The organism is Amycolatopsis tucumanensis (genome assembly GCF_021654135.1).
GTDB classification, from domain to species: Bacteria; Actinomycetota; Actinomycetes; order Mycobacteriales; family Pseudonocardiaceae; genus Amycolatopsis_E; species Amycolatopsis_E tucumanensis.
Genome location: NZ_JAKGSD010000001.1, coordinates 726,519 through 750,515 on the forward strand (window position 1 = coordinate 726,519; position 23,997 = coordinate 750,515).

Here is a 23,997-nt window from a genome sequence, read left to right on the forward strand (position 1 = left end):
TCTCCCTGGGGTGCTGCGAAGGCTTTCACGCGAAGGCGCGATCGAGTCCGTGCGTGGTGAATTGGTTCGAGGAAAGCCGTTGCGAGGCCTCCGCGGCGGCCAAGCGGACCGCCCGGACCGACGACGCGCGGTGGATGTCGTGGGTCCGGGCGGTCACCGACACCGCGCCGACCACGTGGTGACCGGCGTCGAACACCGGTGCCGCCACGCAGGAGACGCCGATCTTCGACTCCTCGTCATCGCGGGCATACCCGTGGCGCCGCGCGGTTTCCAGCTGGCCGAGGAACACTGCCGGGGCGACAATCGTGCGCGGCGACTGGCGACGCAAACCCTTGTCGAGGACGGCGTGGGTGTACTCCGTCGGGGCGTGCGCGAGCACCGCCTTGCCGACCGCCGTGCAGTGTGCGGGCATGCGGCCGCCGACACGCGAGGACATCGGCGGCCCGTCCGGGGCCTGCAGTTTGTGCAGGTACACGACCTCGGTCCGGTCGAGCACCGCGAGGTGCACGGTGAGCCCGGTGCCCGCGTGCAGCCGGGCCAGGACCGGGGACACGACATCCGGGATTCCCCGCTGCCGCGGAACGAGCTGGCCGAGTTCGAACAGCCGCAGCCCGAGCCGGTAGCCGTTCGCCTCCCGGGCGAGCAGCCGCCAGCCGACGAGCTGGTTGAGCAGCCGGTAGGCGGTGGGCTTCGGCATCCCCGTGCGGCGGTGCAGCTCGGCCAGGGTGAGGGCGTCGTCGTCCGGGCGGAACGCGTCCAGCAGCTGCATGCAGCGGCCGAGCACCGAATCCTCGGACGGCGCTGGTTCCGGCATCCTCATCGCGGCCGTCAGACGAGCGCCCGGTCCTGCCAGCCGGCGAGAAGCTTGTCCTGGCCGTCGATCCCGGGGGTGCCGTAGACGAAGTAGGTCTCGGCAGGCAGGGTGCCGCCGCCGATCGCCAGGCCGGTGTCGAAGTCCGACAGGTCCCAGGTCACGGTCTCGTGGTCGGGTTCGAACTGCAGGATGCCGGAGTTGCCGAACAACTCGATGCGGTTGCCACCGGGTTCGAACACGTACAGGAAGGCACCCTGGGTGATGCCGTGCACGTCCGGTCCGGCCTCGATCTGGATGCCGTACTCGCGGCACAGCTCGGCGGCGTCGGAATTGTGCTGCGGCACGCCGTACCAGAACGCGAGGTGGTGCAGCCGCCCCTTGGTGCCGGTCTGGTCGCGCATGATCGCCATTTCGTGGCCGAGGGCGTTGACGCTCATCCACGCGCCGATCTCGGTGCCGCCGGAGGCGCTGTCGACGACCCGCTCCCGGGTGCCGAACCCGAGGGTGCGCTCGAACAGTTCCTTTTGGACAGTGACGTCGGAGGCCATCAGGTTGACGTGGTCGAGCCGGCGCGGCGGCAGGCCCTGGAGCGGCCGCTTCGAGCGGCGGGTCAGGATGCGGCTGCGCAGTTCGGTGGGGGCGGTGTACTTTTCGACCTCCCACACCAGTTCCATCGGGTGCCCGTCGGGGCTCTGGAACGCGAAGGTGCGGCCCACCCCGAGGTCGCCCTTCGTCCACCCCAGGCCGAGCCCGGCGGCGTCGAGCGCCGCGGCGCGGCGTTCGAGGGCCTCGGCCGAGGTGGTGCGCCAGCCGACGTTGCCGAGGCCGGGCCGGTCCCGTTCGGTCAGCTTGAGGCTGTGGTGGTAGGGATCCTCGTAGCAGCGCAGGTACACCGAATCCTCGTGACGGCCGGTCTCGCGCATGCCCAGCAGCTGCGTGAAGAACCAGAGGCTGCCCTCGACGTCCGGGGTGTACAGCTCGGCGTGGGCCATGTGCGCCAGCTCGAACCGGGCGGCGGCGGTGTCGCGTGTGGTCATGGTGGTGCCTTTCACGGGCTCAGGCTTGGAGCAGCGGTTCGCGGTGGTCGTAGGCGTGGATCCAGCTGAAGTCGTCGACGAGGTTCGACAACCGCCGATCACGGGTGGCGGCGGCGTCGCCGTCGGGCAGGTGCAGCAGCGACGAGGTCACCCAGGAGCTGCGCTGCACCTGACGGGTCCGGCAGCGGCGCAGGCGTTCGTAGGCCTTCAGCGCCACCGAGACGTCGTCGTACCGGTGCAGGCAGCCGGCGAGGACCGCGGCGTCCTCGATGGTCTGGTTCGCGCCTTGGCCGTGGTGGGGCAGCATGGCGTGGGCGGCGTCGCCGAGCAGCACCACTCCGTCCGCGCTCCACCGCGCCAGCGGTGGCAGCGCGAAGAGGCCCCACCGGGGACTTTGGGGTACCGCCTCGACCATGGTTCGGATGGCGGGGTGCCAGTCCCGGAACGCCTCGGCCAGGGTGCCGTCGGCGGCTTCCGCCGTCCCGCCCTGCGCGTCCCACCGTTCGGGCCCCTCGACGACAGCGAGGAAGTTGATGAACTGGCCCGTCGCGTAGTGCAGCAGGTGCGCACCGGGCCCCATCCAGAACTGGACGGCGTCCGGGTCCGGCAGGTTGGGCACGGCGTCCCGCGTGACCAAACCCCGAAACCCGCTCGTTCCCGAATAGACGGGAACCACGTCGGTGATCGACGCGCGCACCCGCGATCGGATGCCGTCGGCTCCGACCACGAGTCCGGCCGTGGCGGTGGAACCGTCGGCGAACACCAACTCGCTCCGATCGCCCTCCCGGTGGAGGCCGGTCAGCTCCTTGCCGAGGTGGAGGTCATCGGTCCCCCAGGCCTCGGCGAGGGCCCGCTGGAGGTGAGCCCGGTGCACGCCCCAGAACGGGGCTCCGAAGCGTTCCTCGTACCACCTGCCCACCGGGTGGGCAGCGACCCGGCCACCCTGGGCCCAGTGGCGATAGATCAGCTCCGTCGGGACCGCCGACGGCGGTTCCAACGCGGCCCTGAGGCCGAGTTCACGCAGGATGCGCGTGCCGTTGGCGGCCAGTGCCACCGCGGCGCCGACCTCGGCGAGCTCGGGTGCCTGTTCGTAGATCCGTACGCGGATCCCGTGCCGGCGCAGCGCCAGGCCCAGGGTCAGCCCGCCGATTCCGGCGCCGATCACAGCGATGTCTGGACGGTCCATGGTTCACGCGGCCTGGGTCGGGGTCGGGTCGATGAAGACGCGCAGGTCGTCGATGAGCCCGTCGCGGTGTTCGATCACAGTCAGCGCCGGCACGGTGACGTCGCGGCCGTCGGGGCACCCGTAGGTGACGTTGGCTTCCAGCAGCATGACCGGTCCGGCAGCCCAGACGTTGAGGAACTCGTGTTCGATCCTGCGGTAGCTGGTGAACAACCAGTCCAGGCCCGCGCGGATGGCGTCGTGGCCGGGCATCGGGGCGTTCGCGCCGTAGGTCATGCGTGCGTCCGGGGCGAAACCCGCGAGCACGGCCTCGGTGTCGCAGGCGTCGACCTTGGCGTAGAAGTCGCTCACCCAGGCCGGGACCTCGACGGCTGTCGCCGCGCCCCCCGTCATCGGACCGGCTCCGAGATCCGCCACCGGACGGCGGCCAGGGTCGTCTCGACGGCCGCCTGGTACGCGGTGGCCATGTCGTGGGCCAGCTCCTGGTCCGTGACGGGCAGCTCGTCGCCCGGCCGGACGGCCAGCGCGAACTGGAACCGCAGGGACAGCTCGCCGTTCTGCTCGAGGATCTCGTTGGTGATGGTGCCCAGCACCGGCCCTTCGAGCCGGGTGAACACCACGCGGTTCGGCTGGTCTAGCCACACCCGCTCCACGTACCGGGCGCCCCGCAGTTCGATTTCCCGGTCGAACACCGTCGGGCTCTGCCGCGCGATCTCGCGGCAGGAGGTGATCGCCTCCACGTAGGGGACGGCGTCCACCGCTTTCTGCTCCAGCCCCTGCCAGATCTGCTCGCGGTCGAGCGGCTCGGCGCCCGGCGGGTTGGCGGGCAGGGTCAGTTCACTGAAGATCATGGTTCCTCCACGTCGTTGTGCGAGTTGCTGGATCAGTGATCGAGGATTTCCGGAAGAACGGGGCCCCACGCGTTGGCGGTGGCGATGTCGACCTCCCACGTCTTGGGGACCTGGGGCCGGTCTTCGTGCCAGGGCCGGGGCTCGAAGTAGCCGTTGGCCTCGTCGATCATCTGGTCGAGCTGGGTGAACAGCTCGATGGTGTTGCCGTCGGGGTCGCGGTGGTAGGTGAACACGTTGTGCCCGGGACCATGCCGGCCCGGACCCCAGTGCAGCCGGAAGTCGTTGCGCGCCAGGTGGTCCAGCGTCGTCTGCAGGTGGTTGAGGTCGCGCATCTCGTAGGCGACGTGGTGCATGCCGGAGAACTTCGCGCTCTCCAGGAAGTTCGCCGCGTGGTGGTCGGCGTTGCACCGGAGGAAGACGAAGAAGTCGCCGATGGTGTCCGACCAGCGGAAGCCCAGGAGGTCCTGGTAGAAACCCTGGATCTGCTTCAGGCTCGGGCTGAACGCCGCGACGTGGCCGAGCTTGGTCGGCCGGTACGCCGGGCTGGGTTCGGCTCCGCCCTCCGCCGGTGCCTGCGATTCGTACAGGTGCAGTGGAACGTCCGTCCCGGGCTCGGCCAGGACGAGGACGTCCGGCGTGCTCGGCGCGATGTCGCTGCGTCGCGACACCTCGTACCCCGCGGCGGCCAGGCGCTTGTGCGCGTCGTCGAGGTCGCGGACGACCTCGTAGCCCACCGACGTGCGGGCGCCTGCCTCGCCCTTGCGGATCACGACGCTGTGGTGGTCCAGTCCGGTGTTCAGGTAGACGACGTCAGGCGAGCGGTCCTCGATGTGCAGACCGAGGCAGGTGCGGTAGTACTCGGTCAAACGGTCGACGTCCGGCGTGGTGAATTCGACGTAGCCGAGCTTGGAAACGCGGGCGGCCGCGTTGTCGGTGATCATGGGAACTCCTTGGGATCAGGCGGCGAGGTAGCCGCCGTCGACGGGCAGCACGACGCCGTTGACGTACGCGGCGGCGGACGAGCAGAGCCAGACGACGGCTTCGGCGACTTCGGGCGCTTCGCCGTAGCGCCCGAGGGTGGTCCGGCCGATGACGGGGGCCATCGCTTCCGTGGGGACGGCGGCAGTCATGGCGGTCCGGATCGGGCCCGGGGCAACGGCGTTGATCCGGATTCCCCGGCCGCCGTAGTCGATGGCCGCGGTTCTGGTCAGGCCGGCCACGCCGTGCTTGCTCGCGACGTAGGCGGCCTGGGCCGCCGAACCCTGTTCGCACCAGATCGAAGCGGTGTTGACGATGGCGCCGCGGGTCTCCAGCAGGTGCGGGATCTGGTACTTCATCCCGGCGAAGACGCCACTCAGATTGACCGAGATGACTCGGTGCCAGTCGTCCTCGCCGAGGTCCGCCAAGGGCGCCGGCGAGAAGGTCCCGGCGTTGTTGTGCGCGAAGTCCAGCCGGCCGAACGTCTCGACGGCGGCGGCGACCGCGTCGCGCACCGCGGCGGCATCACCCACATCCACTTGAAGCGACCGGACTTCGACGCCGTGCTCGGCAGCTTCGGCCGCGGTGCCGCTCGGGTCTGCCAAGTCGCAGACGACGACCGAAGCACCGCGTGCCGCGAACGCGAGGGCACTCGAGCGCCCAATGCCCCCGGCCGCTCCGGTGACGAACGCGACCTTGCCGGCGAACTCGTGGTTCACGCGATCCTCCGCGGGCTCTCGACGGCGCCGTCGGCCACCGGGTTGCGGAGCGTCCCGAGTCCGTCGATCTCGATCACGACTTCGTCGCCAGGCTGCAGGAACTCTCCGCGAGGCGCCCCGACGCCGGCGGGACTGCCGGTCGCGACGATGTCCCCCGGTTCCAGCGTCATGATTTGGCTCGCCGCCGCGACCACGGCGAACGCGCTGTTCATCATGTCGTCGGTGCTGGAGTCCTGCTTCACGATGCCGTTCACGGTCAGCCTGATTCGAAGGTCCTGCGGGTCGTCCACGAACCAGGCCGGCGTCACGCCGGGGCCGGTTGGGCAGAACGTGTCCTCGCCCTTGGCCGAGGTCCAGTCGAATCCGAAGGGCGGTGCCACGGCGTCGGGGCGGCTCAGCCGGTCGCGGGCGGACACGTCGTTGACGATGGTGTAGCCGGCGATGTGGTCGGCGACGTCCGCCTCGTCGAGGTCGCGAGCCTGCCGGCCGATGACGACGCCCAGCTCGGCTTCCCAGTCGATCCGCCGTCCGGGACGGTCCGGCAGGACGATCGGGTCGTCCGGGCCGATGACCGCAGTGGACGGCGGCTTGAGGAAGAAGTACGGCGCTCCCACCGGATCGGGCCGGTCGACCTTCATCTCCGCGAGGTGCGCGAAGTAGTTCGCGCCGGCGCAGACGACCTTGCGCGGGAAGCGGATCGGCGCGTCGAGCCGCACCTGCCCGGCCAGCGGAAGACGGGAGACCTCGATCGTGCGCAGCTCCTTCGCCGCGGCCGGCCAGTCCTCGAGCAGGTCCAGCAGGGTCCGTCCCGCATAGTGCGGCAGGGCACGCACCGTTCCGTCGGCTTCCCGGAGGCCGACGGCAGTGCCGTCCCCGGATCCGCCGCCGCGGTAAGTGACCAGTGACCACGTCATGAGGAGTTCCTTCGGGTTTCCGGGGCCGCGGCCCAGTCGTCGTCGGCCGTCGTCAGCACGACGCGGCCGGTGTTGGCGGAGGCTTCGAGGTAGCGGTGGGCCGAGGCGGCTTCCGCGATCGGGAAGGTCCGGTCGATCACCGGGCGGAATCCGGCTTCCACGGCCGACCAGACCCGGCGCGCGCTGCGCAGGTTCCCGCTGCGCACGCCGATGACGCGCTGCGACCGGGAGTACAGCCGCAGCAGGTCCAGCTCGACCTTCCCGCCGAGGAAGGCTCCTGAGGTGACCACGCGGCCGCGCATCGCGAGCACGTCCATCGTCGCGCTCCAGATCGCGGGATCGCCGAGGTTGTCGATGACCAGGTCGACACCGGCGCTGCCGGTCAGCGCCCGCACCTGTTCCCCGAAGGTGGGGTCGGTGGGATCGACCACCGCCTCGGCCTTCAGCTCCCCGGCCAGGCGTTCCCGCTTGGCCGCCGACCGCGACCCCGCGATCACCCGGGCACCGTGGTGCACGGCCAGCGCCGCGGTCAGCGACCCCAGCGCGGACGAAGCCCCGTGCACCAGAACCCACTCACCGGGCTTCAACCCGGCGTGCTCGAACTGGTTCTCCGCGACCGCCCCGGACCAGACCAGCGCCGTCGCCTCCACGGGCCCCACCCCGGCTGGGACCACCAGCGCGTTGGCCGCCGGGACGACCGTGTATTCCGCATAGGCACCGCGGGTGTGCACCCCCATGATCCGGGTGGAGGCGCAGGCTTCGAGAGCGCCGTCCGCGCACGCCGCGCAGGTCCCGCAGGTCAGAATCGGGACGACGGCCACGAGGTCACCGGGACGGACCGAGTCGACCCCCGCCCCGACCGCGGCGACCGTGCCCGCGTGCTCGGCGCCCAGGATGTGCGGCAGCGTGATCCGGGCGTACGGGTGCGTCCCGGCACGGGCGCTGAGATCCAGGAGCCGGCCGACGCTCACGGCTGCCACGCGGACGGCCACCTCCCCCGGCCCGGGCTGAGGTGTATCCACCTCGTGCATCTGCAGGACATCCGGATCGCCGAAGTGGTCGAACGACATCACCCGCATCCGCTCCGGCAAACCGGCTTCACCGTCGCCGACGACGGGCCAGGGCGCTTGCGCCGCGGCTAGCGATCGGGACATCTGTGTCCTCCTTGCTTCCAGTCGGCGAGGATTCCTCTTCCTGCCACCCTGCCGAGCAGGGCCTTTAGCGGACTTCCGTCCGCAGTCCGGTCTCGCACTGCACCAAACTGTACACACTTCGGTCGACCTGTGGAAGACGTTGCCACTGGATCTTTCGAGCGAGACCAGCACGCGATCTGCCAAAAGATCACTGTCACCCCACCCGAGAAAGTCTCGACCTGGATACACTGTGCACATGAGCGAGAACGCCGCCGAAGACTCCGAGCCAGGGGAGGGCAGGCCGGGACGCCGCCTCGCCCTCGATGTCCACGCCGCCGTCCGGGCGATGATCCTGAGCGGGGAGCTGCCTCCCGGCGCGCCGCTCCTGCAGGCCGCGCTCGCACGCAAGCTCAAGGTGAGCCGCACGCCGATGCGCGAGGCCTTCCGCCTCCTCCAGGAGGAAGGCCTGATCGAAAACAAGCCGGACCAGCGGGCCGTCGTCCGGGCGATCGACCCCGGCGAGGTCGACGCCGTCTACACCTCGCGGGTGATGCTGGAATCGGTCGCGGTGAGCATCTCCGTCCGCAGCGCGACCCCGGAGCTCGTGGAACGCCTGGCCAAGTCACTCGCGCAGATGCGCCAGTACTCGGCGGAGGAGGACATCGACCGCTGGCAGCAGGCACACCGCGAGTTCCACGTGCTCACCACCGAGGGAGCACCCATGCTCCTGGACGCGCTCGCCGGTTTGAGCGATCGCGCCGAGCGCTTCCTCCGGCTGGCGAAACTGGGCCACCCCCAGGCCACCGGCCGCTGGGACGCCGACCACGAGGTGCTCGTCGAGGCCTTTCGCGCCCGGGACCACGACCTCGCGGTCACCACGATCGCCCAGCACCTCGCACGCACCGCGTTCACGGCCATGGCGGACATCGCCCCCCGGCTCGACGCCGTGGCGACCCGCGCCGCACTCAACCTCGTCCTGACCGACCGGTGAAACCGACCCAGCAGTTACTTATCAGAACTTGGTTGTATTCTGGCGCCATGGCCGAGACCTGGCGACCGCTGCACGCGTGCCACTACACCGAGCAGGTCTTCGGCTTGCTCGGCAAGCGCTGGACCGGGTTGCTCATCGACCTGTTGTTGCAGCGGCCGGCCCGGTTCAGCGAGCTGGCCGCCGCGGTTCCGCAGCTGTCGCGGCGAGTGCTCACCGAACGGCTGACCGAGCTCCAGGAAGCCGGGCTGGTCCTGCGTGAGGTGGAACCCGGTCCACCCGTCGCCGTCTCTTACCGCCTCACCGAACGTGGCGAAGCTCTGGGTCCGGCGATGGATGCGCTGCGCGTCTGGGCGGGTGCTCCGACGGACGCGGAAGGACGCGCCCTTCCGCTCACCGCTGCGGAACACGACGTCGAAACTGCCTGATGTCAGGACTTTTCGATGGCGAGTCGTTCCCGCAGCCGACGGTTCTCCTCGCGCAGGTCCTCGACCTCCGTGCTGAGCCGACCCAGTGCGCGCTCGAGTTCGGCCCGCGTCCAGCGCGGCGTGATGTGCTGCGGGCAGTCCCAGTCGTAGCCGTGCACCCGCACCACGACGACCCGTTCGACGTGCGCCCGGTAGCCCGGCACTGCGACCCGCGCGAGCAGGCCTGACGCCTCGTCCGTACGCGCGTCGACGACGCGGGCCTCCCCCAGGATCTTCAGCCGCTGACGGTTCCCGTAGTCCATCAGGAACAACGACACCCGGTTCGAAGCCGTCACGTTTCTCATCGAGATGTACTGACGGTGCCGCGGAGATCCGCCCAGCCGATCGAGGTCGCGGAGCCCTCGGTGCCAAGCACCTTCAGGAAGCCGGGCGGGCCGCCGCGGTATTGGACGTAGGGCCAGCCGGTCTCGCCGACGGTGCCGAGGTAGAACCGTCCCGGGACCCGACGAACTCGATCTCGTCCGCGCCGAGCACGGCGCCGGTGTCCCAGCCTGCCACCATGCGCCGGACGCTGCCGCGGCTGCAGTACTGATCTTGCACCTCTTGGACGGACGGCGTGGTGAGCGCGGCGAGGTAGCGGCGTGGCATGTCACGCCCTCCCCAACCGGGCCGAACGCAGGCCGATCACCGCGATGAACGCGGTCACGGCGGTGAGGAGAACGCCGGTGAGCACGCGCCATCCGGCGGGTTCGGTGATCTCCAGCCACTCCTCGGCCAGCGCCACCGCCGCGGCGAGCGGGAAGGTGAACGACCAGAAGCCGAGCGAGAAGGACAGCCTGCGGTACCGCGGCAGCATCGCGGCCTGCACCAGCAGGAGCACGACGCCGACACCCACCACGGCTTGGGCGACCGGGTCGGCGGTGTGCCCGTGCAGGGAGAACCACGCCAGCCCGGCGACGCCGGGCGGGGCCAGCAGGATCGCGGTGGTCGGCAGCAGGGCGTCGGGCAGCGGAGTGTGGAACACCAAGCGGAGCACGACGATCGCCGTCATCACGAACGCGAAGAACGTCCCGACGCCGAACAGCGCCCAGCCGAGCCCGGGGTAGCCGAGCGCCGCCGCGACGTCCGCCCCGACGAGCCCCGGGGCGACGGTCGGCAAAAGATAGCCGGGGTGCATCGCCGCCAGGTCGAGCCGTCCCTCGAACCACGAGGCGAACAGCCAGGCCGCGAGCAGCGCCGATGCCGCCAACGCGAGGAAGAACAGACTCCGGCCGACGGCGGGCGAGAAGCCGGACAGAGTACCGCCGAGGAGCATCCCGGTGACCGGCGCCAGCGCCGCCATCGGCCCCTGCGCCGGATGCCGTAGTTGGTCCCGCAGTGGTTGCCCGCTCCGTTTTCCTCGGACGACGTGTGCGGCCAGCAGCCAGACCCACGCGATCACCGCGAGGATCCAGAATGCCTGCGGGACCACATGGGGAAGGCGGAGGGCGGGAGCCGCCTTGGTCCACGCCTCGGCGAGCCCGGCCAAGCCGAAGCCGATGGCGAGGGTGGTCAACGGAAGCCGTCCCGGCCGGGGGACGGCGGCAGGCGGGGCTGCTGGGCGATGGCCGAGGGTTCTGGTCATGGTGTCCTCCGTGGACGGTGGCGACGGCGGCACCGCCGCAGGAAGCGGTGCCGGGTGGGTAACCGGTGGGGCGTTCAGGCGTTCGCGGCGCACGGCACCAGGCCCCCGGCCTCGTTGAGAGCCCCGGCGGTGGCGCCTCCCCGGTCACGTGGGCGGACGTCGTGAGCTGCTTGTTTCCTGCTGACGAAGACCATGGTCGGCGGAACGCTCCGGGACTGCGCCCGTCAGATGACCGTCGTGGCGACGATCATCGGCGGCCGGTCATGACGGAAGGCCCGCGGTCGGCGACACGATCGGGTGCGGACAGGAAGCCGCGTGCGAAGCGGGGAAGGCGGCGTCGGCTTGGCGGCGAACCACTGCAAGAGGCCCGCGGTCAGTCTGCGAGGCCGGGTGGATTTAGTCATAAATCTGGACTAGCTTGAACTCGTACCACTTCGGACAGGGGACAACATGACCAGGACGCTCGATCACCAAGAGATCTTCGAGCAGGCGTGGCAGGCGCCGGGCACCACGTCGGTGGAGCTGCCGGCGGTGCAGGTGAACGAGGTGCTGCGCGAACGCTATGACGTGCGGCCTCCCTTCGCCTACACCGGCACTCACCTGTGGGACATGGAGGTACGCAAGGCGGTGGCACCCGATGTGTATCTGCACGGCGTGAAGCCGGGCAGCGTGGAAAAGTTCCCGAGTGTGCTCAGGGGCCGGATCGAGGACTTCACGCGGGTGTCGGAGCAACGGTTGTGGGCCGACCGCGACCACTACGGGACGGTCGTCGAGCACGTACGCCTCGATCACGAGTACCGGCGGGCCTTCTTCATCGGCGCCGAGCGGTTCACGACACCGGACGGCCGGGTCCTCACCGCGGGCACCGGCCAGCCGATCTTCCACGTGGAGCACTCCGTGGCCGGCGCGGAGGACGATCCGCTCAACCTGTGGCGCATCGTCCTCCTCACCGAGACCCCGGACGACACCCTGTCCGCGGCCTTCGACGAGCTGGCTCACGACCGCTACCTCAGGGACTTCATCGAGATCCACCTGCGCAAGGATCTGGGGCGCGAACTGGAGCGTCGCTGAAGTGGCCGGTGTGCCGGCCCCGGCGTACCCGTCGCACTCCGGTCGAATGACTGGTGCGGGAAAGGCGTCGAGCCGGGCATCATCGCCGGTGTCCGGAAGTGACAGGAGGAAGACCATGCGAATCGGGATCCTGGGCGCAGGCGCGATCGGCGCGGCCTTTGCGCGGCGACTGGTGGCGGGCGGCCACGAAGCACTGCTGAGCAACAGCCGCGGGCCGGACACGCTCGCCGGACTGGTGGCCGAACTCGGTCCCGGAGCGTCGGCCGGCACTCGCCTGGAGGCCGCGCGTGCGGAGATCGTGGTACTCGCCGTGCCACGGCCCCAGGTGACAGCGGTCCTCGACGGCCTGCCCGCCTGGGACGGCCGGATTCTGGTCGACGCCACCAATGACTTCTCGGTGCGCCCGCGCCCGGATGAGCCGACGACCAGCGAACAGGTCGCCGCGCTGGCTCCCGGCGCGCGTGTGCTGAAGGCGCTCAACCACCTGTTCGCGGCGAGCCTGGCGGCGGCGCCCCACGCGGCGGCCGGTAACCGGGTGCTGTTCGTCTCCGGCGACGACCACGAGGCCAAGAAGCAGTTCTCCGCCGTCCTGACCGACCTCGGGTACGCCCCGATCGACCTCGGTGGCCTGGCCGCGGGCGGCCGGCTGCACCAGGCCAACGGCGGCCCGTTGGTCGGTCACGACCTGGTCCGGCTGGCATCCGCCTGAACGCGGGCCGGCCGGATCACCCGCTCCCGTCAGCCCGCCGTTCGATCAGCATGACGTGGTTCCCGTCCGGGTCGGTCAGCTGGACGTCGGCCCCTTCAGTCCCGGACAGGACCCGCCCACCGGCCTCGAGTGCCTCCGCGAGCGCGGCCGGGACGTCGTCGACCACCACGGCGAACGCAGGCCGCGAAGGACGTTTCGGATCGGCCGGGCCGCAGAGCGAGAGCGCGACGTACTCGGATGCGAGCCCGGCCCACCGGTTACCGTCCACTCCGCGCTCCGTGCAGCCGAGCGCGGCGTAGAACGCGGCCGAGGCGGCCACGTCGGACACCGGCAGCACGCAGAACCTGACCGATTTCCCGCTCATCACCGCTCCTCCGCACCCGAACCGGCCACCCGCGGGAGCGGCAGCGTGTGCATGGCGCCGTCGTGGAAGACCAACGGACGCTTTCCGAACGTCTCGACGGCTTCGACCCGTCCCACGGCGATCTCGTGGTCCCCGCCGGTGTGCACCTCCACCAACGAGCATTTCAGCACCGCCGAGATCCCGGCCAGCTCGGGCAGCCCGTCGCGCCGGTGCCAAGCCAGGCCGGCGAACTTGTCGCCACCCGAGCGGGCGAACACCTCGGCGACGTCGTGCTGGTCCGCGGCGAGAACCTGCACCAGGAACCGCCCCGCGGCACGGATCCGCGGCCACGTCGTCGAGGAAAGCGCGGCACAGAACAGCACCAACGGCGGTTCGAGGGACAGCGACGTGAACGAGTTGACCGCGAGACCGACCGGCACCCCATCGGTGCCCGCACTGGTGACGGCCGCGACCCCCGTCGGCCACGTGGCGCAGGTCTGCCGCAACTGGGCCGCCTCGACGAGGTTCTCCACCCCACGCACCGTTTCGCCGGAGTCCACATGCGACATCCGATCGACCATCATCGCCTCCCAACGTCGTCGTCGCGGGAGATCGTGCTCGGCGGCGGAGGGGTTGTCTGTGACTTTTATTCCAGCCGCGCGATTTCGATATCCGAAAATCCTCGACGACAACATTTGCGCCCTGACTCTTGACGCCGGAAGCACCCGATGGTCACTCTGAAAAGAGAACCGAATACTTTTCGAATAGCGAAAACAATCACGGAGGAACTGTGCACATCGCGATCGTCGGGGGCGGGATCGGCGGGCTGTGCGCCGCGAACGCCCTGCTCCGGAGCGGGTTCGACGTGACCGTCCACGAGCAGGCGGCCACCCTGCGCGAAGTGGGGGCCGGCGTCCTGGTGACCCCGAACAGCATCCGGCACCTGCACCGCATGGGATTGGCCGACGCCGTCGAAACCCTGGGCGCGCGGATCGGCGCGGGTTCCCGGTACTGCCACGCCGACGGCACGCCGGTCGGCGACATCCCAACTTCGGACTCGGCCGGGGAGTTCGGGGTCTACGGCATGCACCGGGCCGACCTGCTGGAGACGTTGGCCGCGTCCCTTCCGGACGGAACAGTCGCCACGGGGCGGCGCTGCGTCGGCTTCAGCCAGGACGCCGGTGGCGCGCGGATGCTGTTCGCCGACGGCACCTCCATCGACGCCGACGCGGTCGTCGCGGCCGACGGTATCCGTTCCGGCCTCCAGCACCACGTCGTGCAACCGGCGGCCCCCGTCTACTCCGGCCACGTCGCCTACCGCGGGCTGGTCCCGTCGGAAGCCGTTCCGGAGTGGCCGACCGACGTCCAACTGGTGTGGATGGGCGACCGGCAGCACTTCATGGTCTACCCCGTGCGCGGAGGACGGTTGCTCAACTACGTCGGGTTCCTCCCGCACCCCGCCGGCGTCGATGAGTCGTGGTCCGGCCAGGGCGACCCCGACGAGTTGCGGGCGGCTTTCGAATCGTGGGACCCGCTGATCGGCAAGCTCCTCGTCCACGTCGACACGACCTACTGGTGGGGACTCTACGACCGCGAACCGCTGGCGTCCTGGACCAGGGGGCGCCTCGCTCTGCTCGGCGACGCCGCGCACCCGATGCTGCCCCACCTCGGCCAAGGCGCGAACCAGACCATGGAGGACGGAGTCGCGCTCGCGTCCGTGCTACGGGAAGCCGCGCCAGACCGGATCCCGGACGCGCTGGCGGCCTACGAGGCGCTGCGCAAGCCCCGCACCACGATCGTCCAGAACGGCGCCCGCGCGAACGGGCGGCGCTACGACTCTGCCTACACCGATCTCGCCCAGCGCGACGCCGAAATCGCCGACGCGGCCGTGTTCCGCGCCTGGCTTTACGATCACGACGTCGAGCAGGACGCGCGGGAGGTACTGGCGCGGTGAACGGACGAATCCATCCTGCCCGTGTCGCGCGGGCGTCATGAGCGGCCCGGAACGCGGCCCCGAGGGCATGGCGGGGCTGGCGAAAGGGCTGGCGGTCATCGAGTCCTTCACCGCCGGACAGCCGCAGCTCACCGTCAGCGAGGCGGCCCGGGCGACCGGGCTCAGCCCGGCCGCGGCCCGCCGGTGCCTGCTGACCCTCGCCGACCTCGGCTACCTCTACCGCGACGGGAACCGGTTCAAGCCCACCCCGCGCATGATCCGGCTGGGTTCGGTCTACTTCGAGGTCGCCGACGTGCCCCGGCTCGCCCAGCCGATCGTCACCGTGGCCCGGGACGAGATCGGCGAAGCAGTGTCCGTCGCGGTTCTGGAGGGCGCCGAGGCGCTCATCGTCGCCCGCGCGGAGGTCCAGCGCATCGTCAACACCGGGGTACGCCTGGGCGCGCGGCTGCCCGTGCACGCATCGGCCTCCGGGCGGGTCCTGCTGGCCGGGCTCCCCGACGACTCCGTCGAAACCCTCCTCGAGGCGAGCACCCCGGTCCGGACCACACCTCACACGCTCGTCACCAGGTCCGAGATCCGCGACCGGATCGAGCTGGCCCGCATCGACGGCGTCGCCTACACCAACGAAGAGCTCGAACTCGGCATGCGCTCCATGGCCGTTCCCGTCACCGACTCTGCGGGCCGCGTCCGGGCGGCCATGACGACCAGCTCCTTCGCCGCCCGCGCGTCGATCGACGAGATGCACCGCGAATTCCTGCCGGTGCTGCGGAAGCACGCCGCGGCGCTCGGCCGCAGCCTTTAGCCGCTCCGGCGTACGAAAACCCCCACGAACAGATACAGCGAGGTATTGATCGTGCCCTCTTCACCCCCTACCGTCCGGCTCCCCCAGTTCCTCGACGACCGCCCGCTCGGCCGGCTGCAGTACGGCGTGCTCACCCTGTGCGGTCTCGTCATGTTCCTCGACGGGTTCGACACCCAGGCGATCAGCTATGCCGCGCCCGCCATCGCCCGCGACTGGCACCTGCCGTCGGCAGCCTTCGGACCGGTCTTCTCGGCCGCCCTGATCGGGCTCATGATCGGCTACCTGGTGATCTCGCCGCTGGCGGACCGCGTCGGACGCCGCACCATGATCGTGGCCGCGACGACGGCGTTCAGCGTGCTGACGCTGCTGACGGTGTTCGCGCAGTCCGTCGAGGCTCTTTTCGTGATCAGGCTGCTCACCGGGATCCCGCTCGGCGCGGCGACGCCCAGCGCGATCGCGTTGACGAGCGAGTACGCCCCCAAGCGGCTCCGGGCGACGTTCGTCCTCGTCATCTACTGCGGATACTCGCTGGGCTTCGTCGTGGCCGGCGCTGTCTCGGGGGCTCTGATCCCGGTCTACGGCTGGCATTCGGTCTTCCTCGTCGGCGGCATCGCTCCGGTCCTCCTGGTCCCGCTGCTGTGGCGTCGGCTGCCGGAATCACCGACCGTCTGCCTGCGCCGTGGCCGCCCGGTGGCCCACCTCCTGCGACGGCTCGACCCGTCGCTCCCCCAGGACGTCCAAGTGCTCGGGGAGCCGGCTGAAGCGACACACCGCGTTCCCTTGGCGCGGCTGTTCTCTCACCGCTGGGTGATGGGCACACTCCTGCTGTGGGCGGCGTTCACGATCAACCTCGCCGTGTTCTACGCCCTGCAGAGCTGGCTGCCCACCCTGCTGGGGAAGGCCGGCTACTCGCCGAGCGCGGTCGTCGCCGCCACGACGCTGACCACGGTCGGCGGGATCGCGGCCGCGGTGGTCATCGGCCCGGCCATGGACTGGATCGGCGCGGCTCAGACCCTCGGCGCGCTCTACCTCGTCGGGTTCGTCAGTGTGGGTTTCCTGGGTTTCGCCCTGGATCTGCCGTTGTGGGTGGTGCTGGTCGTGAACTTCGTCGCGGGGTGCTGCGTCAGTGGCGGCCAGAAGAGCGTCAGCGCGTACACGTCGATGTTCTACCCGACCGAGATGCGCTCGACCGGTGTCGGCTGGGGACTCGGCGTGGGCCGCGTCGGCGGTATCTTCGGCCCGATCGCGGTCGGCGTGGCGGTGTCCGCGGGGTGGTCGGACCGCTCACTATTCATGGCGGTGGCGGTGCCGCTGCTGATCGGGGCGGTGCTCGTACTCGCCCTCCCGCGCAGCGCCCGGCGAGCCACCGCAGCGGAGCCGCTGCCGCAGGCGGCTTCCGAACCCTCTTCTTAGGACGGTGCCCGGCCCCGGCTGCGATTCCCGGGGCCGGGCCCTATTCGATGACGGCTTCCTGCTCGAGGGCCTCGACGTCGAGGATTTCCAGTTTACGGCCGTTGTAACGGACGATCCCCTGCGACCGGAAGCGGCCGATGATGCGGCTGACGACTTCCCGCACGGTCCCGACCGAATCGGCGAGCTCCTGCTGCGACAGCCACACCGTCGGCAGTCCGCCGTCCGGGTCGGACATCGCGAGCTGGGAGATGTGCTGCGCGATCCGGGTGGCCGTGTCGGCGAAGACGCTCGCCTCGAGCGCACTGGTCCGCAGCATCATCAGCCGGGCCAGCTCGCGCGAGAGGGCCAAACCGACCGCCGGGTCGCGTTCGACGGCAGCCCGGAACCGCGGGCCGCGGATCATGAGCAGCCGGGACGGGACCAGAGCCTGGAAGTGCAGGTGCTGCTCGAACGCGGGCTGGTCGCTGATCGAGCGCGCAAGTCCCCAGCTGTCGCCCCGCCGCATGTACTGCAGCGTGGCCTGCCGGCCCTGCGGGCTCCGCAGGAATCCGCGGAACACGCCGTCGACCACCAGGGTGATCGGGTACGGCTCGGTAAGCCACGCGTAGTCGGTCTCCTGCACGAGGTGCCCGGCCGCGAACGTGGACACGACGGCTTCGGTGAGCAGCTCGTTCCGGTAGTCCTCACCCGGCAACCGGCCAAGGAAGCTGTCGTTCCACGCGGCCCGGACCCCGGCGTCCTGAGCATGGAGGGAGGCACCCGCCATGACGCCCCTTTCCCCACCGGCGAAATGCGTCCGTGCCGTCGCGACGCTCCAGCGGTCCTGTCCTCGGGCAGAAGTCATGGTGAGCCTAACCTCCCTCGTACCGGGGCGCCGCCGGACGACAGCCGGCGGCGCCCCGCTGATCACACCGCCGTGAGTTCGCGCAGCTGGGGCGCGACCTCGGTCGCGTACAGCTCGAGGCTGCGCGCGGTTTCCCGGTGGGTCATGTGCCCGGCATGCCCCATCATCAGGATGTTCCCGAAGCCGCCGACGTGGTCGTGGAAGCGGCGGATCTGGGTCACCACCTGGTCGGGAGTCCCGGCGAAGAGGACGCCGTTCTCGGTCATCCACTCCATGGTCTGCCCCCGCGCCTTCAGCGCGTGCGGGACCGGGGCCGAGGACGAGCCAAGGGCGGCGTGCAGCTTCGGCGCGCTGTAGCCGGGCGGGTGGGTCAGGTACGGCGGCACCTTGTTGGCGTCGAAGTACCAGCGCAGTTTCTCGGCGCCGGAACGCGCTTCCGCCTCGGAATCCGCCACGTAGACACCGACGCCGTAGGCGAGCCGGTCCGAAGGGCATTCCGTCCCGTGCGTGGCCGTGTACGTCCTGCGGTAGTCCTCATAAAGCCGCTTGGCCACATCGGGTCCGGTCACGAAGCACGCCATCGTGTGCCCGCGCTCAGCGATCGGCGGGATGCTGCTGGGGCTGGTGCCGGTGACCCACATCGGCGGGTGGGGCTGCTGATAGGGCCGCGGCCAGATGTTGACCGACCGGTACTGCCACGTGCCTTCCCACGAGAACGGGCCGTCATGCTCTGTCCAGGCTTTCTTGATCAGATCCTGGGCCTCCCACATGCGCTCATGCATGCCGGTGGGCCTGCTGTTGGCGGGGAGGATCTCGAACGGGACGCCGCGGACGAACCCGACCTCCAGCCTGCCGTGGGACAGGACGTCGATCATCGCCATCTCCTCGGCCAGCCGGACCGGGTCGCGGCGGTTGGCGACCGGGTTGCCGAGGATGAGGATCCGAGCGTTCTTCGTGGTCCGCGCCAGGGCCGTCGCCATCAGCGGGGTCGCCGGCACGATGCAGGTGGGGGTCGCGTGGTGCTCGTTGGTCATCACGTTGAGCCCGAGCTCGTCTGCCTGCTGCCACAGGTCGAGGTAGCGGTCGTAGAGCCCGGCCCCGACGACCGGATCGAAGTGCTTGTTGGGCAGCGTCACCCGGATGGAGTCGTAGGTGTCGGGGTCCGGCAGGTCCGGATAGGGGCATTCGGTGAAGTACCAGGTTTGCATCAGCGGTTTTCCTTCCCGGTGAGGGCGAACTTCCGGATCAGCTCGACCGTCTCGTCCGGACGTTCGATCTCGGGGTAGTGCCCGGCACCCGCGACGCGTTCCAGGCGGCCGCGGGCGACGCGCCCCGTGAGGGCTTCGTAGTAGCCGGGCGGGGTGAGCCGGTCCTCGTCGCCGGCGATCACAAGCGTCGGCGCCCCGATCCGCGGCAGCAGCGCGGGCAGGACCGGGTTGTGCAGGTAGGGCTCCCAGCCGTAGTGCATGAACGTCTCGCGGTACTCGGCGCGCTCCACGATCTGCTCCGGCTCGGTCCGGCTGCACCACGGATCCCGTGCGCCGTCGGCGTAGAGAATCTCGCGGATCCGGTCCGCGGACTCGACCACGACCTCGGCGAAACCGCGTTCTTCGCGGCCGTTGAACTTGGCGCCGAGTGGCCCGAGCAGCGTCACCGAGGCGAACCGCCGCGGCTCCATCACCGCCATCTCCATGGCGATCCACGCTCCGAGGGACGATCCGATGATCGCGCACCGCGTGATACCGGCGCTGTCGAGGAGGTCCAGGTAGAGGTAGGCCAGGTGCTGCGGCCGGTCGACGCCCGGAACCCGGGGCCGTCGGTCGAAGCCCGGGTGGGTGATCGCGAGCACCCGGTGGGTCCCTCCGAGGCCCTCGACGAGAGCCCGGACGCTCTCCGGCCCTTCCTCTCCGTGCAGCACCACGATCGGCAGGTCGGGTGGGCTGTCCGGGTGCCCGGCGGACCCGCTGTCCGCGACGAGCACTTCGGCGGCCCAGGCCCGGAGCTTGCGGCGTTCGCTGTCCACGCTGACCCCTTTCACACGCTCTCGATGGTTTCGGCGGCCGCTCGGTGGCGGCCTGGGGTCATGCTCGTGTCCGCGGGCCCCGACCTGCTACGACCGCCGTCACCGGCCACAGTGAGCGGAGTCACCGAACGGCCCCCTTCCGGTACCGACGGGCGAGGAAGGACAGCAGGTCCGCGCGGAACCGCTCGGGGTGCTCGATGTGCGGCAGGTGCCCGCACTCGGGGTAGACGAGCAGTTCGACGTCGGGGATGCGCGCGGCGATGTCCTCTGCGTATCCGGGCCGTCGCAACGGGTCGTCCGCTCCCGCGACGAGGAGCGTCGGGACCGCGATGTTCTCGTAGACCGTGCGGTCGGGCTTGCCGAACTCGCCGCCGGACGTGCCGGTCTCCGCGCCGGGCGGGCGCAGGCGCGCCGAGGCCGCGCACTGCCACGCGCCCGGTTCGAGGCTGAGCCGGTACCGCCAGCGGACGTAGCCGGGATCGTCGGCGAGGCGCGGCGAATGCATGACCGTCCGGAGGATGCGGGCCATTCCCGCCTCCGTCAGATCGTAGTCCACAATGGCCTTCCGGGCGTCGTTGTCGGGGACGAAGCCCCCGCCGCTGACCACGACCGCGGCCTCCGCGCGGAAGTACCGCCCGCCCGCGGCGAGATCCCGGGCCAGGTAGGTGCCGCCCATCGAGTTCCCGACGAACGCGGCGGATCCGACGTCCAGCGCCTCGATCGTCGCCGCCAGGTGCCGCAGCCGCCGCCCGGTGGGGTCCGAGAAGTCGACGATCTTGTCCGTGCGTCCGAAACCGAGCCAGTCGGGGGCGACGGCGCGGTAGCCGGCCTCGACAAGGGCCGGGACGACGTCGTACCACGACGTCTCCGCGGACGCGCCGTACTCGCCCGAGTGCAGCAGAACCACGGGTGGTCCCGAGCCCTCGTCCAGCACGTGGGTGCGCATTCCGTCGACGGTGATGAAGCCCATCGTTCTTCCTTTCGGGTCGTCAGGCCGAGTCACCCGCGACGAGTCGGTGTCCCAGCCGACGCCGTTTGGTTTCGAGGTACCGGCGGTTCTCCGGCCGCGGCCGGGCCTGCACCGCGACCAACTCGTGCACCGTGATGCCGTTGCGCCGCAACGCGAGTGCCTTGCTGGGGTTGTTGGTGAGCAGCCGCACGGTTGGGATCCCCAGCCGGCGCAGTAGTTCCGCGGCCGGCGCGAAGTCCCTGGCGTCGACGGGCAGCCCCAACCGCAAGTTGGCCTCGACGGTGTCGCAGCCGCCGTCCTGCAAGGCGTAAGCGCGGATCTTGTCGACCAGGCCGATCCCGCGACCTTCCTGCCCGCGCAGGTAGATGACGGCGCCCGCGCCGGCGCGGGCGATCGTCGCCATCGCGAGGTCGAGCTGTTCACCGCAGTCGCAGCGCCACGAGCCGAGCACATCGCCTGTGAGGCACTCGGAGTGCACCCGGACCGGCGGGGCTTCCACAGTGGACGGATCACCGAGGACCAGGGCGAGGTGCTCGGTCCCGTCCGCCGCTCGGTGACCGACGGTACGCCAGATCCCGTACCGGTTCGGGAGCAGCGCCTCCGCCGCATCCGAACGGCGGGCAACCGCGGCGGCGACGGCACCGACGTCGAGGATCGGAATGTCCAGGCGGTGCGCCAACGCCGTGAGGTGGGCTCGGTCAGCCGCCGCCCCTTCGCCGTCAAGCACCTCGCAGATCGCGGCAGCGGGTACCAAACCGGCCATGGCGACCAGCTCGACCGATGCCTCGGTGTGGCCCCGGCGCTCGAGAACCCCGCCCGCGACGGCCCGCAGCGGAAACACGTGCCCCGGCCGACGGAGGTCGCCGGGGCGAGTCTCAGGGTCTGCCAGCGCCCGGATCGTGGCCGCCCGGTCAGCGGCGGAGATTCCGGTGCCGGTGCCCGTCGCGTCGACCGACACGGTGAACGCCGTGCCGTGCCGGTCGGAGTTGTCACGCACCATCTGGGGCAGGTCGAGCCGGTCGATCACCGACGGGGCGGCGGCGACGCACAGCAGACCGCGCCCCTCGCTGATCAGCAGGTTGACCAGCTCGGGGTCCGCCCGCTCCGCCGCGATGACGAGGTCGCCCTCGTCCTCGCGCGTCCGGTCGTCGAGCAGCATGATCGGCCGTCCCGCCCACAGCGCGGCGACAGCGTCGCCGACCGCATCGAAAGCCTCTGTGGTGTGGCTCATCAGCGCCTCCTCGTCGATCACTGCGGTCGATCGTGCTCGGCCGAATGAGGCTTGTCGGGAACCTGGGTCTCGTTCCCGAGTGACTCAAGGCACTGGGAACGCGGGGCTCTCTTGTGAGAATGTGCTGATCAGAATCCCACCGATCACGAGAGGCAGGCCCCTGGTGCGCGCCGCTGTCTACACCCGGACCGGGAAGGCCCGTGACGTCCTCCGAGTGCGCGATCTCGGGATGCGTGAGCCCGGGCCGGGCGAGGTGCGCGTGCGGATTTCCCTGTCCGGCATCAACCCCAGCGACGTCAAACGGCGTGACGGCCAGACGCCGAGCCGGATCGACGGGTTCCAGGTGCCCCACATGGACGGCGTGGGGAGGATCGACGCCGTCGGCCCCGGCGTGGCACCCGGCCGGGTCGGGCAGCGGGTGTGGCTGTGGATGGCGGCCCTGTCCTCCCCGTGGGGCACCGCCGCCGAACACTGCGTCGTGCCACACGAACAAGCGGTCCCACTCCCGGACCACGTGCCGGACGAGCTCGGCGCGTCACTCGGCGTTCCCGCGCTGACCGCGCACCTGTGCCTGTTCCCGGATGGGCCGCTCCAGGGCACCGACGTCCTCGTAGCCGGCGGCGCGGGCGCGGTGGGCCATTTCGCGATCGAACTCGCCAAGTGGGCCGGGGCCCGCGTGGCGACCACGGTGAGCAGCCCCGCGAAAGCGGAACTCGCTTCGCAAGCCGGCGCCGACCTCGTTGTCAACTACCGCACAGAGGACGCGATCTCCCGGATCCGGGCCTTCAGCGACGGCATCAACCGCGTCGTGGAGGTCGCACCCGCGGCGAACTGGGAACTCGACACGGCCGTGTGCGCGACCGGCGCGCGCATCGTCGCGTACTCGGTCGACCGCCCCACGCTCGAACTGCCACTACTGCCGAGCCTGACTTCGCTCGTCACGATCCGCTTCCTGCTGGTCTACGGCGCGCCGCGCGACGCGGTCATCGAGGCGGCGCGGGAGGTGACCGCCGCGGCGGCGGCAGGCGCGCTCACCCCACTGCCGGTCCACTCCTTCAGCCTCGCGCGAATCGCCGCGGCCCACGAGGCCGTCGAAGCCGGGGTGACCGGGAAAGTCATCATCGACCTCCGTGAATGAACCCGGCCTCGCCGCCGCCTGACGACCGCTGCCCCCGGTGACTTGGTCATGCTTCTTGACTACCGTGCCCCAACGACCCGTGTCCCCGGGTGTTCATCGAGGGTCAACCGCGCGGTGTTGCCGGTTGGACCAGAGTCATGATAGTCATGAACTTGGACAAACAGGGGGACCCGGCTTCGCGCGGAGCGAGACCGTCGATACGACGTACCGCTCCCCTGGCTCAGGCTGATCCTTCGTCCTCGCCCAGGGAACGGAGGTGAGCGCGTTGGTGTTCGGTGATGTCGGTGAGCATGGCCTTGAACTGCCGGTAGTGTTCCCGGCCGAGGCGACGCGCGTGCCGTCGCTGGATGTCGGCCATGATCTCGTCCGCGGCCCGCATCCGTACCAGACCTCGTTCCGTCGGGTAGACCAGCTTCGCTCGGCGATCACTGGGATCCGGTCGCCTTTCGACGTATCCCAGGACCTCCAGCTCGTCGACGAGCGTCCCGATGTTTTGCTTGTACTGGCCGGACCGCCGCGACAGTTCGGTCGCCCGCACCCCTTCTTCGTCCAGGTACGCCAGCACCGCGCCGTGACGGTGCTTCAAGTCGCCGAACCCCAGCGCGGCGAGCCTGGAGAACAACTCACGCTGGACCGCGAAGAGGAGCCTTCCGGCCAGGACGCCCAGATCCGGGTCGGTCGCGTTCCGGTCCGCGCGCGTCGCCATCCGCCGCACTCCCCTCTCGGCCGCCGATGCTGTCGTCGACACCTTAGCCACCGGATCCGGCTCCGCAGCCGCACGCCACGAACGAGTCCCTTGCCGAGACCGCCGTACTTCTGGAGGATCGACC

Annotated in this window: 28 protein-coding genes; 8 read left to right on the top strand and 20 right to left on the bottom strand. The window is 70.4% G+C overall.

Going from position 1 to position 23,997, the window contains the following annotated elements; genetic code table 11:
- Nucleotides 1–25 precede the first annotated feature (25 nt).
- From L2C96_RS03670 to L2C96_RS03710, 9 genes are read right to left on the bottom strand one after another with little or no spacing between them, the layout of a single operon-like run.
- Nucleotides 26–814 carry an IclR family transcriptional regulator gene (locus tag L2C96_RS03670; RefSeq protein ID WP_020419085.1) on the bottom strand — a complete coding sequence of 263 codons (789 nt, stop codon included), beginning with the start codon at nt 812–814 and terminating at the stop codon, nt 26–28.
- Nucleotides 815–828: 14 nt separating this feature from the next.
- Complete coding sequence (locus tag L2C96_RS03675) at nt 829–1,851, bottom strand: VOC family protein (protein ID WP_051123555.1); 1,023 nt, start codon at nt 1,849–1,851, stop codon at nt 829–831.
- Between the two features lie 19 nt (nt 1,852–1,870).
- Nucleotides 1,871–3,037: an FAD-dependent oxidoreductase gene (locus L2C96_RS03680; RefSeq protein WP_027936034.1), complete on the bottom strand. Its 1,167-nt coding sequence runs from the start codon at nt 3,035–3,037 to the stop codon at nt 1,871–1,873.
- Between the two features lie 3 nt (nt 3,038–3,040).
- On the bottom strand, nt 3,041–3,427 hold the full coding sequence (locus tag L2C96_RS03685) for a nuclear transport factor 2 family protein (RefSeq protein WP_020419082.1): 387 nt from the start codon (nt 3,425–3,427) through the stop codon (nt 3,041–3,043).
- On the bottom strand, nt 3,424–3,885 hold the full coding sequence (locus L2C96_RS03690) for an SRPBCC family protein (protein ID WP_237335101.1): 462 nt from the start codon (nt 3,883–3,885) through the stop codon (nt 3,424–3,426). The genes L2C96_RS03685 and L2C96_RS03690 overlap by 4 nt, the downstream gene beginning before the upstream one ends.
- 32 nt (nt 3,886–3,917) lie before the next feature.
- A complete protein-coding gene (locus L2C96_RS03695) occupies nt 3,918–4,826 on the bottom strand; it encodes a VOC family protein (protein ID WP_237335102.1) in 909 nt (302 codons plus the stop codon).
- Nucleotides 4,827–4,841: 15 nt separating this feature from the next.
- A complete protein-coding gene (locus L2C96_RS03700; protein WP_020419079.1) occupies nt 4,842–5,582 on the bottom strand; it encodes an SDR family NAD(P)-dependent oxidoreductase in 741 nt (246 codons plus the stop codon).
- On the bottom strand, nt 5,579–6,496 hold the full coding sequence (locus L2C96_RS03705) for a fumarylacetoacetate hydrolase family protein (RefSeq protein WP_020419078.1): 918 nt from the start codon (nt 6,494–6,496) through the stop codon (nt 5,579–5,581). The genes L2C96_RS03700 and L2C96_RS03705 overlap by 4 nt, the downstream gene beginning before the upstream one ends.
- The gene (locus tag L2C96_RS03710; protein ID WP_202961438.1) at nt 6,493–7,650 is read right to left on the bottom strand and encodes an alcohol dehydrogenase catalytic domain-containing protein; all 1,158 of its coding nucleotides are present in this window, start codon (nt 7,648–7,650) and stop codon (nt 6,493–6,495) included. Before L2C96_RS03710 ends, L2C96_RS03705 begins: the two co-directional genes overlap by 4 nt.
- A 235-nt stretch (nt 7,651–7,885) precedes the next feature.
- Between L2C96_RS03710 and L2C96_RS03715 the strand changes: the two genes are divergently transcribed.
- Both L2C96_RS03715 and L2C96_RS03720 read left to right on the top strand, forming a co-directional pair.
- Nucleotides 7,886–8,620, top strand: coding sequence for a GntR family transcriptional regulator (locus tag L2C96_RS03715; RefSeq protein ID WP_020419076.1), 735 nt, complete (start codon nt 7,886–7,888; stop codon nt 8,618–8,620).
- Between the two features lie 47 nt (nt 8,621–8,667).
- Entirely contained in the window at nt 8,668–9,045 is a 378-nt protein-coding gene (locus tag L2C96_RS03720; protein ID WP_020419075.1) for a winged helix-turn-helix transcriptional regulator, read from the top strand.
- A 2-nt stretch (nt 9,046–9,047) separates the two neighbouring features.
- On the opposite strand, the gene L2C96_RS03725 is transcribed toward L2C96_RS03720, so the two are convergent.
- From L2C96_RS03725 to L2C96_RS03735, 3 genes are all read right to left on the bottom strand, one after another.
- Complete coding sequence (locus L2C96_RS03725; RefSeq protein ID WP_020419074.1) at nt 9,048–9,380, bottom strand: hypothetical protein; 333 nt, start codon at nt 9,378–9,380, stop codon at nt 9,048–9,050.
- 82 nt (nt 9,381–9,462) lie between these two features.
- The gene (locus L2C96_RS03730) at nt 9,463–9,693 is read right to left on the bottom strand and encodes a hypothetical protein (protein ID WP_237335103.1); all 231 of its coding nucleotides are present in this window, start codon (nt 9,691–9,693) and stop codon (nt 9,463–9,465) included.
- A gap of 1 nt (nt 9,694) precedes the next feature.
- Nucleotides 9,695–10,669, bottom strand: coding sequence for a TDT family transporter (locus tag L2C96_RS03735; protein ID WP_237335104.1), 975 nt, complete (start codon nt 10,667–10,669; stop codon nt 9,695–9,697).
- Nucleotides 10,670–11,119: 450 nt separating this feature from the next.
- Between L2C96_RS03735 and L2C96_RS03740 the strand changes: the two genes are divergently transcribed.
- Both L2C96_RS03740 and L2C96_RS03745 read left to right on the top strand, forming a co-directional pair.
- The gene (locus tag L2C96_RS03740) at nt 11,120–11,740 is read left to right on the top strand and encodes a hypothetical protein (RefSeq protein WP_020419072.1); all 621 of its coding nucleotides are present in this window, start codon (nt 11,120–11,122) and stop codon (nt 11,738–11,740) included.
- 115 nt (nt 11,741–11,855) lie between these two features.
- Nucleotides 11,856–12,449 carry an NADPH-dependent F420 reductase gene (locus L2C96_RS03745; RefSeq protein WP_020419071.1) on the top strand — a complete coding sequence of 198 codons (594 nt, stop codon included), beginning with the start codon at nt 11,856–11,858 and terminating at the stop codon, nt 12,447–12,449.
- A 16-nt stretch (nt 12,450–12,465) separates the two neighbouring features.
- Here the strand turns inward: L2C96_RS03745 and L2C96_RS03750 are convergent, their stop codons facing one another.
- Both L2C96_RS03750 and L2C96_RS03755 read right to left on the bottom strand, forming a co-directional pair.
- The gene (locus L2C96_RS03750) at nt 12,466–12,813 is read right to left on the bottom strand and encodes a VOC family protein (RefSeq protein WP_020419070.1); all 348 of its coding nucleotides are present in this window, start codon (nt 12,811–12,813) and stop codon (nt 12,466–12,468) included.
- A complete protein-coding gene (locus L2C96_RS03755) occupies nt 12,813–13,361 on the bottom strand; it encodes a flavin reductase family protein (RefSeq protein ID WP_157358591.1) in 549 nt (182 codons plus the stop codon). The genes L2C96_RS03750 and L2C96_RS03755 overlap by 1 nt, the downstream gene beginning before the upstream one ends.
- 221 nt (nt 13,362–13,582) lie before the next feature.
- Between L2C96_RS03755 and L2C96_RS03760 the strand changes: the two genes are divergently transcribed.
- The 3 genes from L2C96_RS03760 to L2C96_RS03770 are packed head-to-tail and all read left to right on the top strand — an operon-like array spanning nt 13,583 to nt 16,961.
- Nucleotides 13,583–14,746, top strand: coding sequence for an FAD-dependent monooxygenase (locus tag L2C96_RS03760; RefSeq protein WP_237335105.1), 1,164 nt, complete (start codon nt 13,583–13,585; stop codon nt 14,744–14,746).
- A 37-nt stretch (nt 14,747–14,783) separates the two neighbouring features.
- Nucleotides 14,784–15,548, top strand: coding sequence for an IclR family transcriptional regulator domain-containing protein (locus L2C96_RS03765; protein ID WP_020419067.1), 765 nt, complete (start codon nt 14,784–14,786; stop codon nt 15,546–15,548).
- Nucleotides 15,549–15,599: 51 nt separating this feature from the next.
- Complete coding sequence (locus L2C96_RS03770) at nt 15,600–16,961, top strand: MFS transporter (protein ID WP_237335106.1); 1,362 nt, start codon at nt 15,600–15,602, stop codon at nt 16,959–16,961.
- 40 nt (nt 16,962–17,001) lie between these two features.
- Here the strand turns inward: L2C96_RS03770 and L2C96_RS03775 are convergent, their stop codons facing one another.
- The 5 genes from L2C96_RS03775 to ribA form a co-directional block, all read right to left on the bottom strand.
- Nucleotides 17,002–17,727 (bottom strand): Crp/Fnr family transcriptional regulator, encoded by a 726-nt coding sequence (locus L2C96_RS03775; RefSeq protein WP_202961437.1) that lies wholly within the window; start codon nt 17,725–17,727, stop codon nt 17,002–17,004.
- 140 nt (nt 17,728–17,867) lie between these two features.
- The gene (locus L2C96_RS03780; RefSeq protein ID WP_020419064.1) at nt 17,868–19,013 is read right to left on the bottom strand and encodes an LLM class flavin-dependent oxidoreductase; all 1,146 of its coding nucleotides are present in this window, start codon (nt 19,011–19,013) and stop codon (nt 17,868–17,870) included.
- The gene (locus L2C96_RS03785; RefSeq protein WP_162146045.1) at nt 19,013–19,828 is read right to left on the bottom strand and encodes an alpha/beta fold hydrolase; all 816 of its coding nucleotides are present in this window, start codon (nt 19,826–19,828) and stop codon (nt 19,013–19,015) included. Before L2C96_RS03785 ends, L2C96_RS03780 begins: the two co-directional genes overlap by 1 nt.
- A gap of 121 nt (nt 19,829–19,949) precedes the next feature.
- Nucleotides 19,950–20,798, bottom strand: coding sequence for an alpha/beta fold hydrolase (locus L2C96_RS03790; RefSeq protein WP_237335107.1), 849 nt, complete (start codon nt 20,796–20,798; stop codon nt 19,950–19,952).
- A 19-nt stretch (nt 20,799–20,817) separates the two neighbouring features.
- The gene (gene ribA / locus L2C96_RS03795) at nt 20,818–22,029 is read right to left on the bottom strand and encodes a GTP cyclohydrolase II (RefSeq protein WP_237335108.1); all 1,212 of its coding nucleotides are present in this window, start codon (nt 22,027–22,029) and stop codon (nt 20,818–20,820) included.
- Between the two features lie 163 nt (nt 22,030–22,192).
- Between ribA and L2C96_RS03800 the strand changes: the two genes are divergently transcribed.
- On the top strand, nt 22,193–23,167 hold the full coding sequence (locus tag L2C96_RS03800) for an NADPH:quinone reductase (protein WP_237335109.1): 975 nt from the start codon (nt 22,193–22,195) through the stop codon (nt 23,165–23,167).
- A gap of 220 nt (nt 23,168–23,387) precedes the next feature.
- On the opposite strand, the gene L2C96_RS03805 is transcribed toward L2C96_RS03800, so the two are convergent.
- Nucleotides 23,388–23,873: a MarR family winged helix-turn-helix transcriptional regulator gene (locus L2C96_RS03805; RefSeq protein WP_020419059.1), complete on the bottom strand. Its 486-nt coding sequence runs from the start codon at nt 23,871–23,873 to the stop codon at nt 23,388–23,390.
- Between the last annotated feature and the right edge of the window lie 124 nt (nt 23,874–23,997).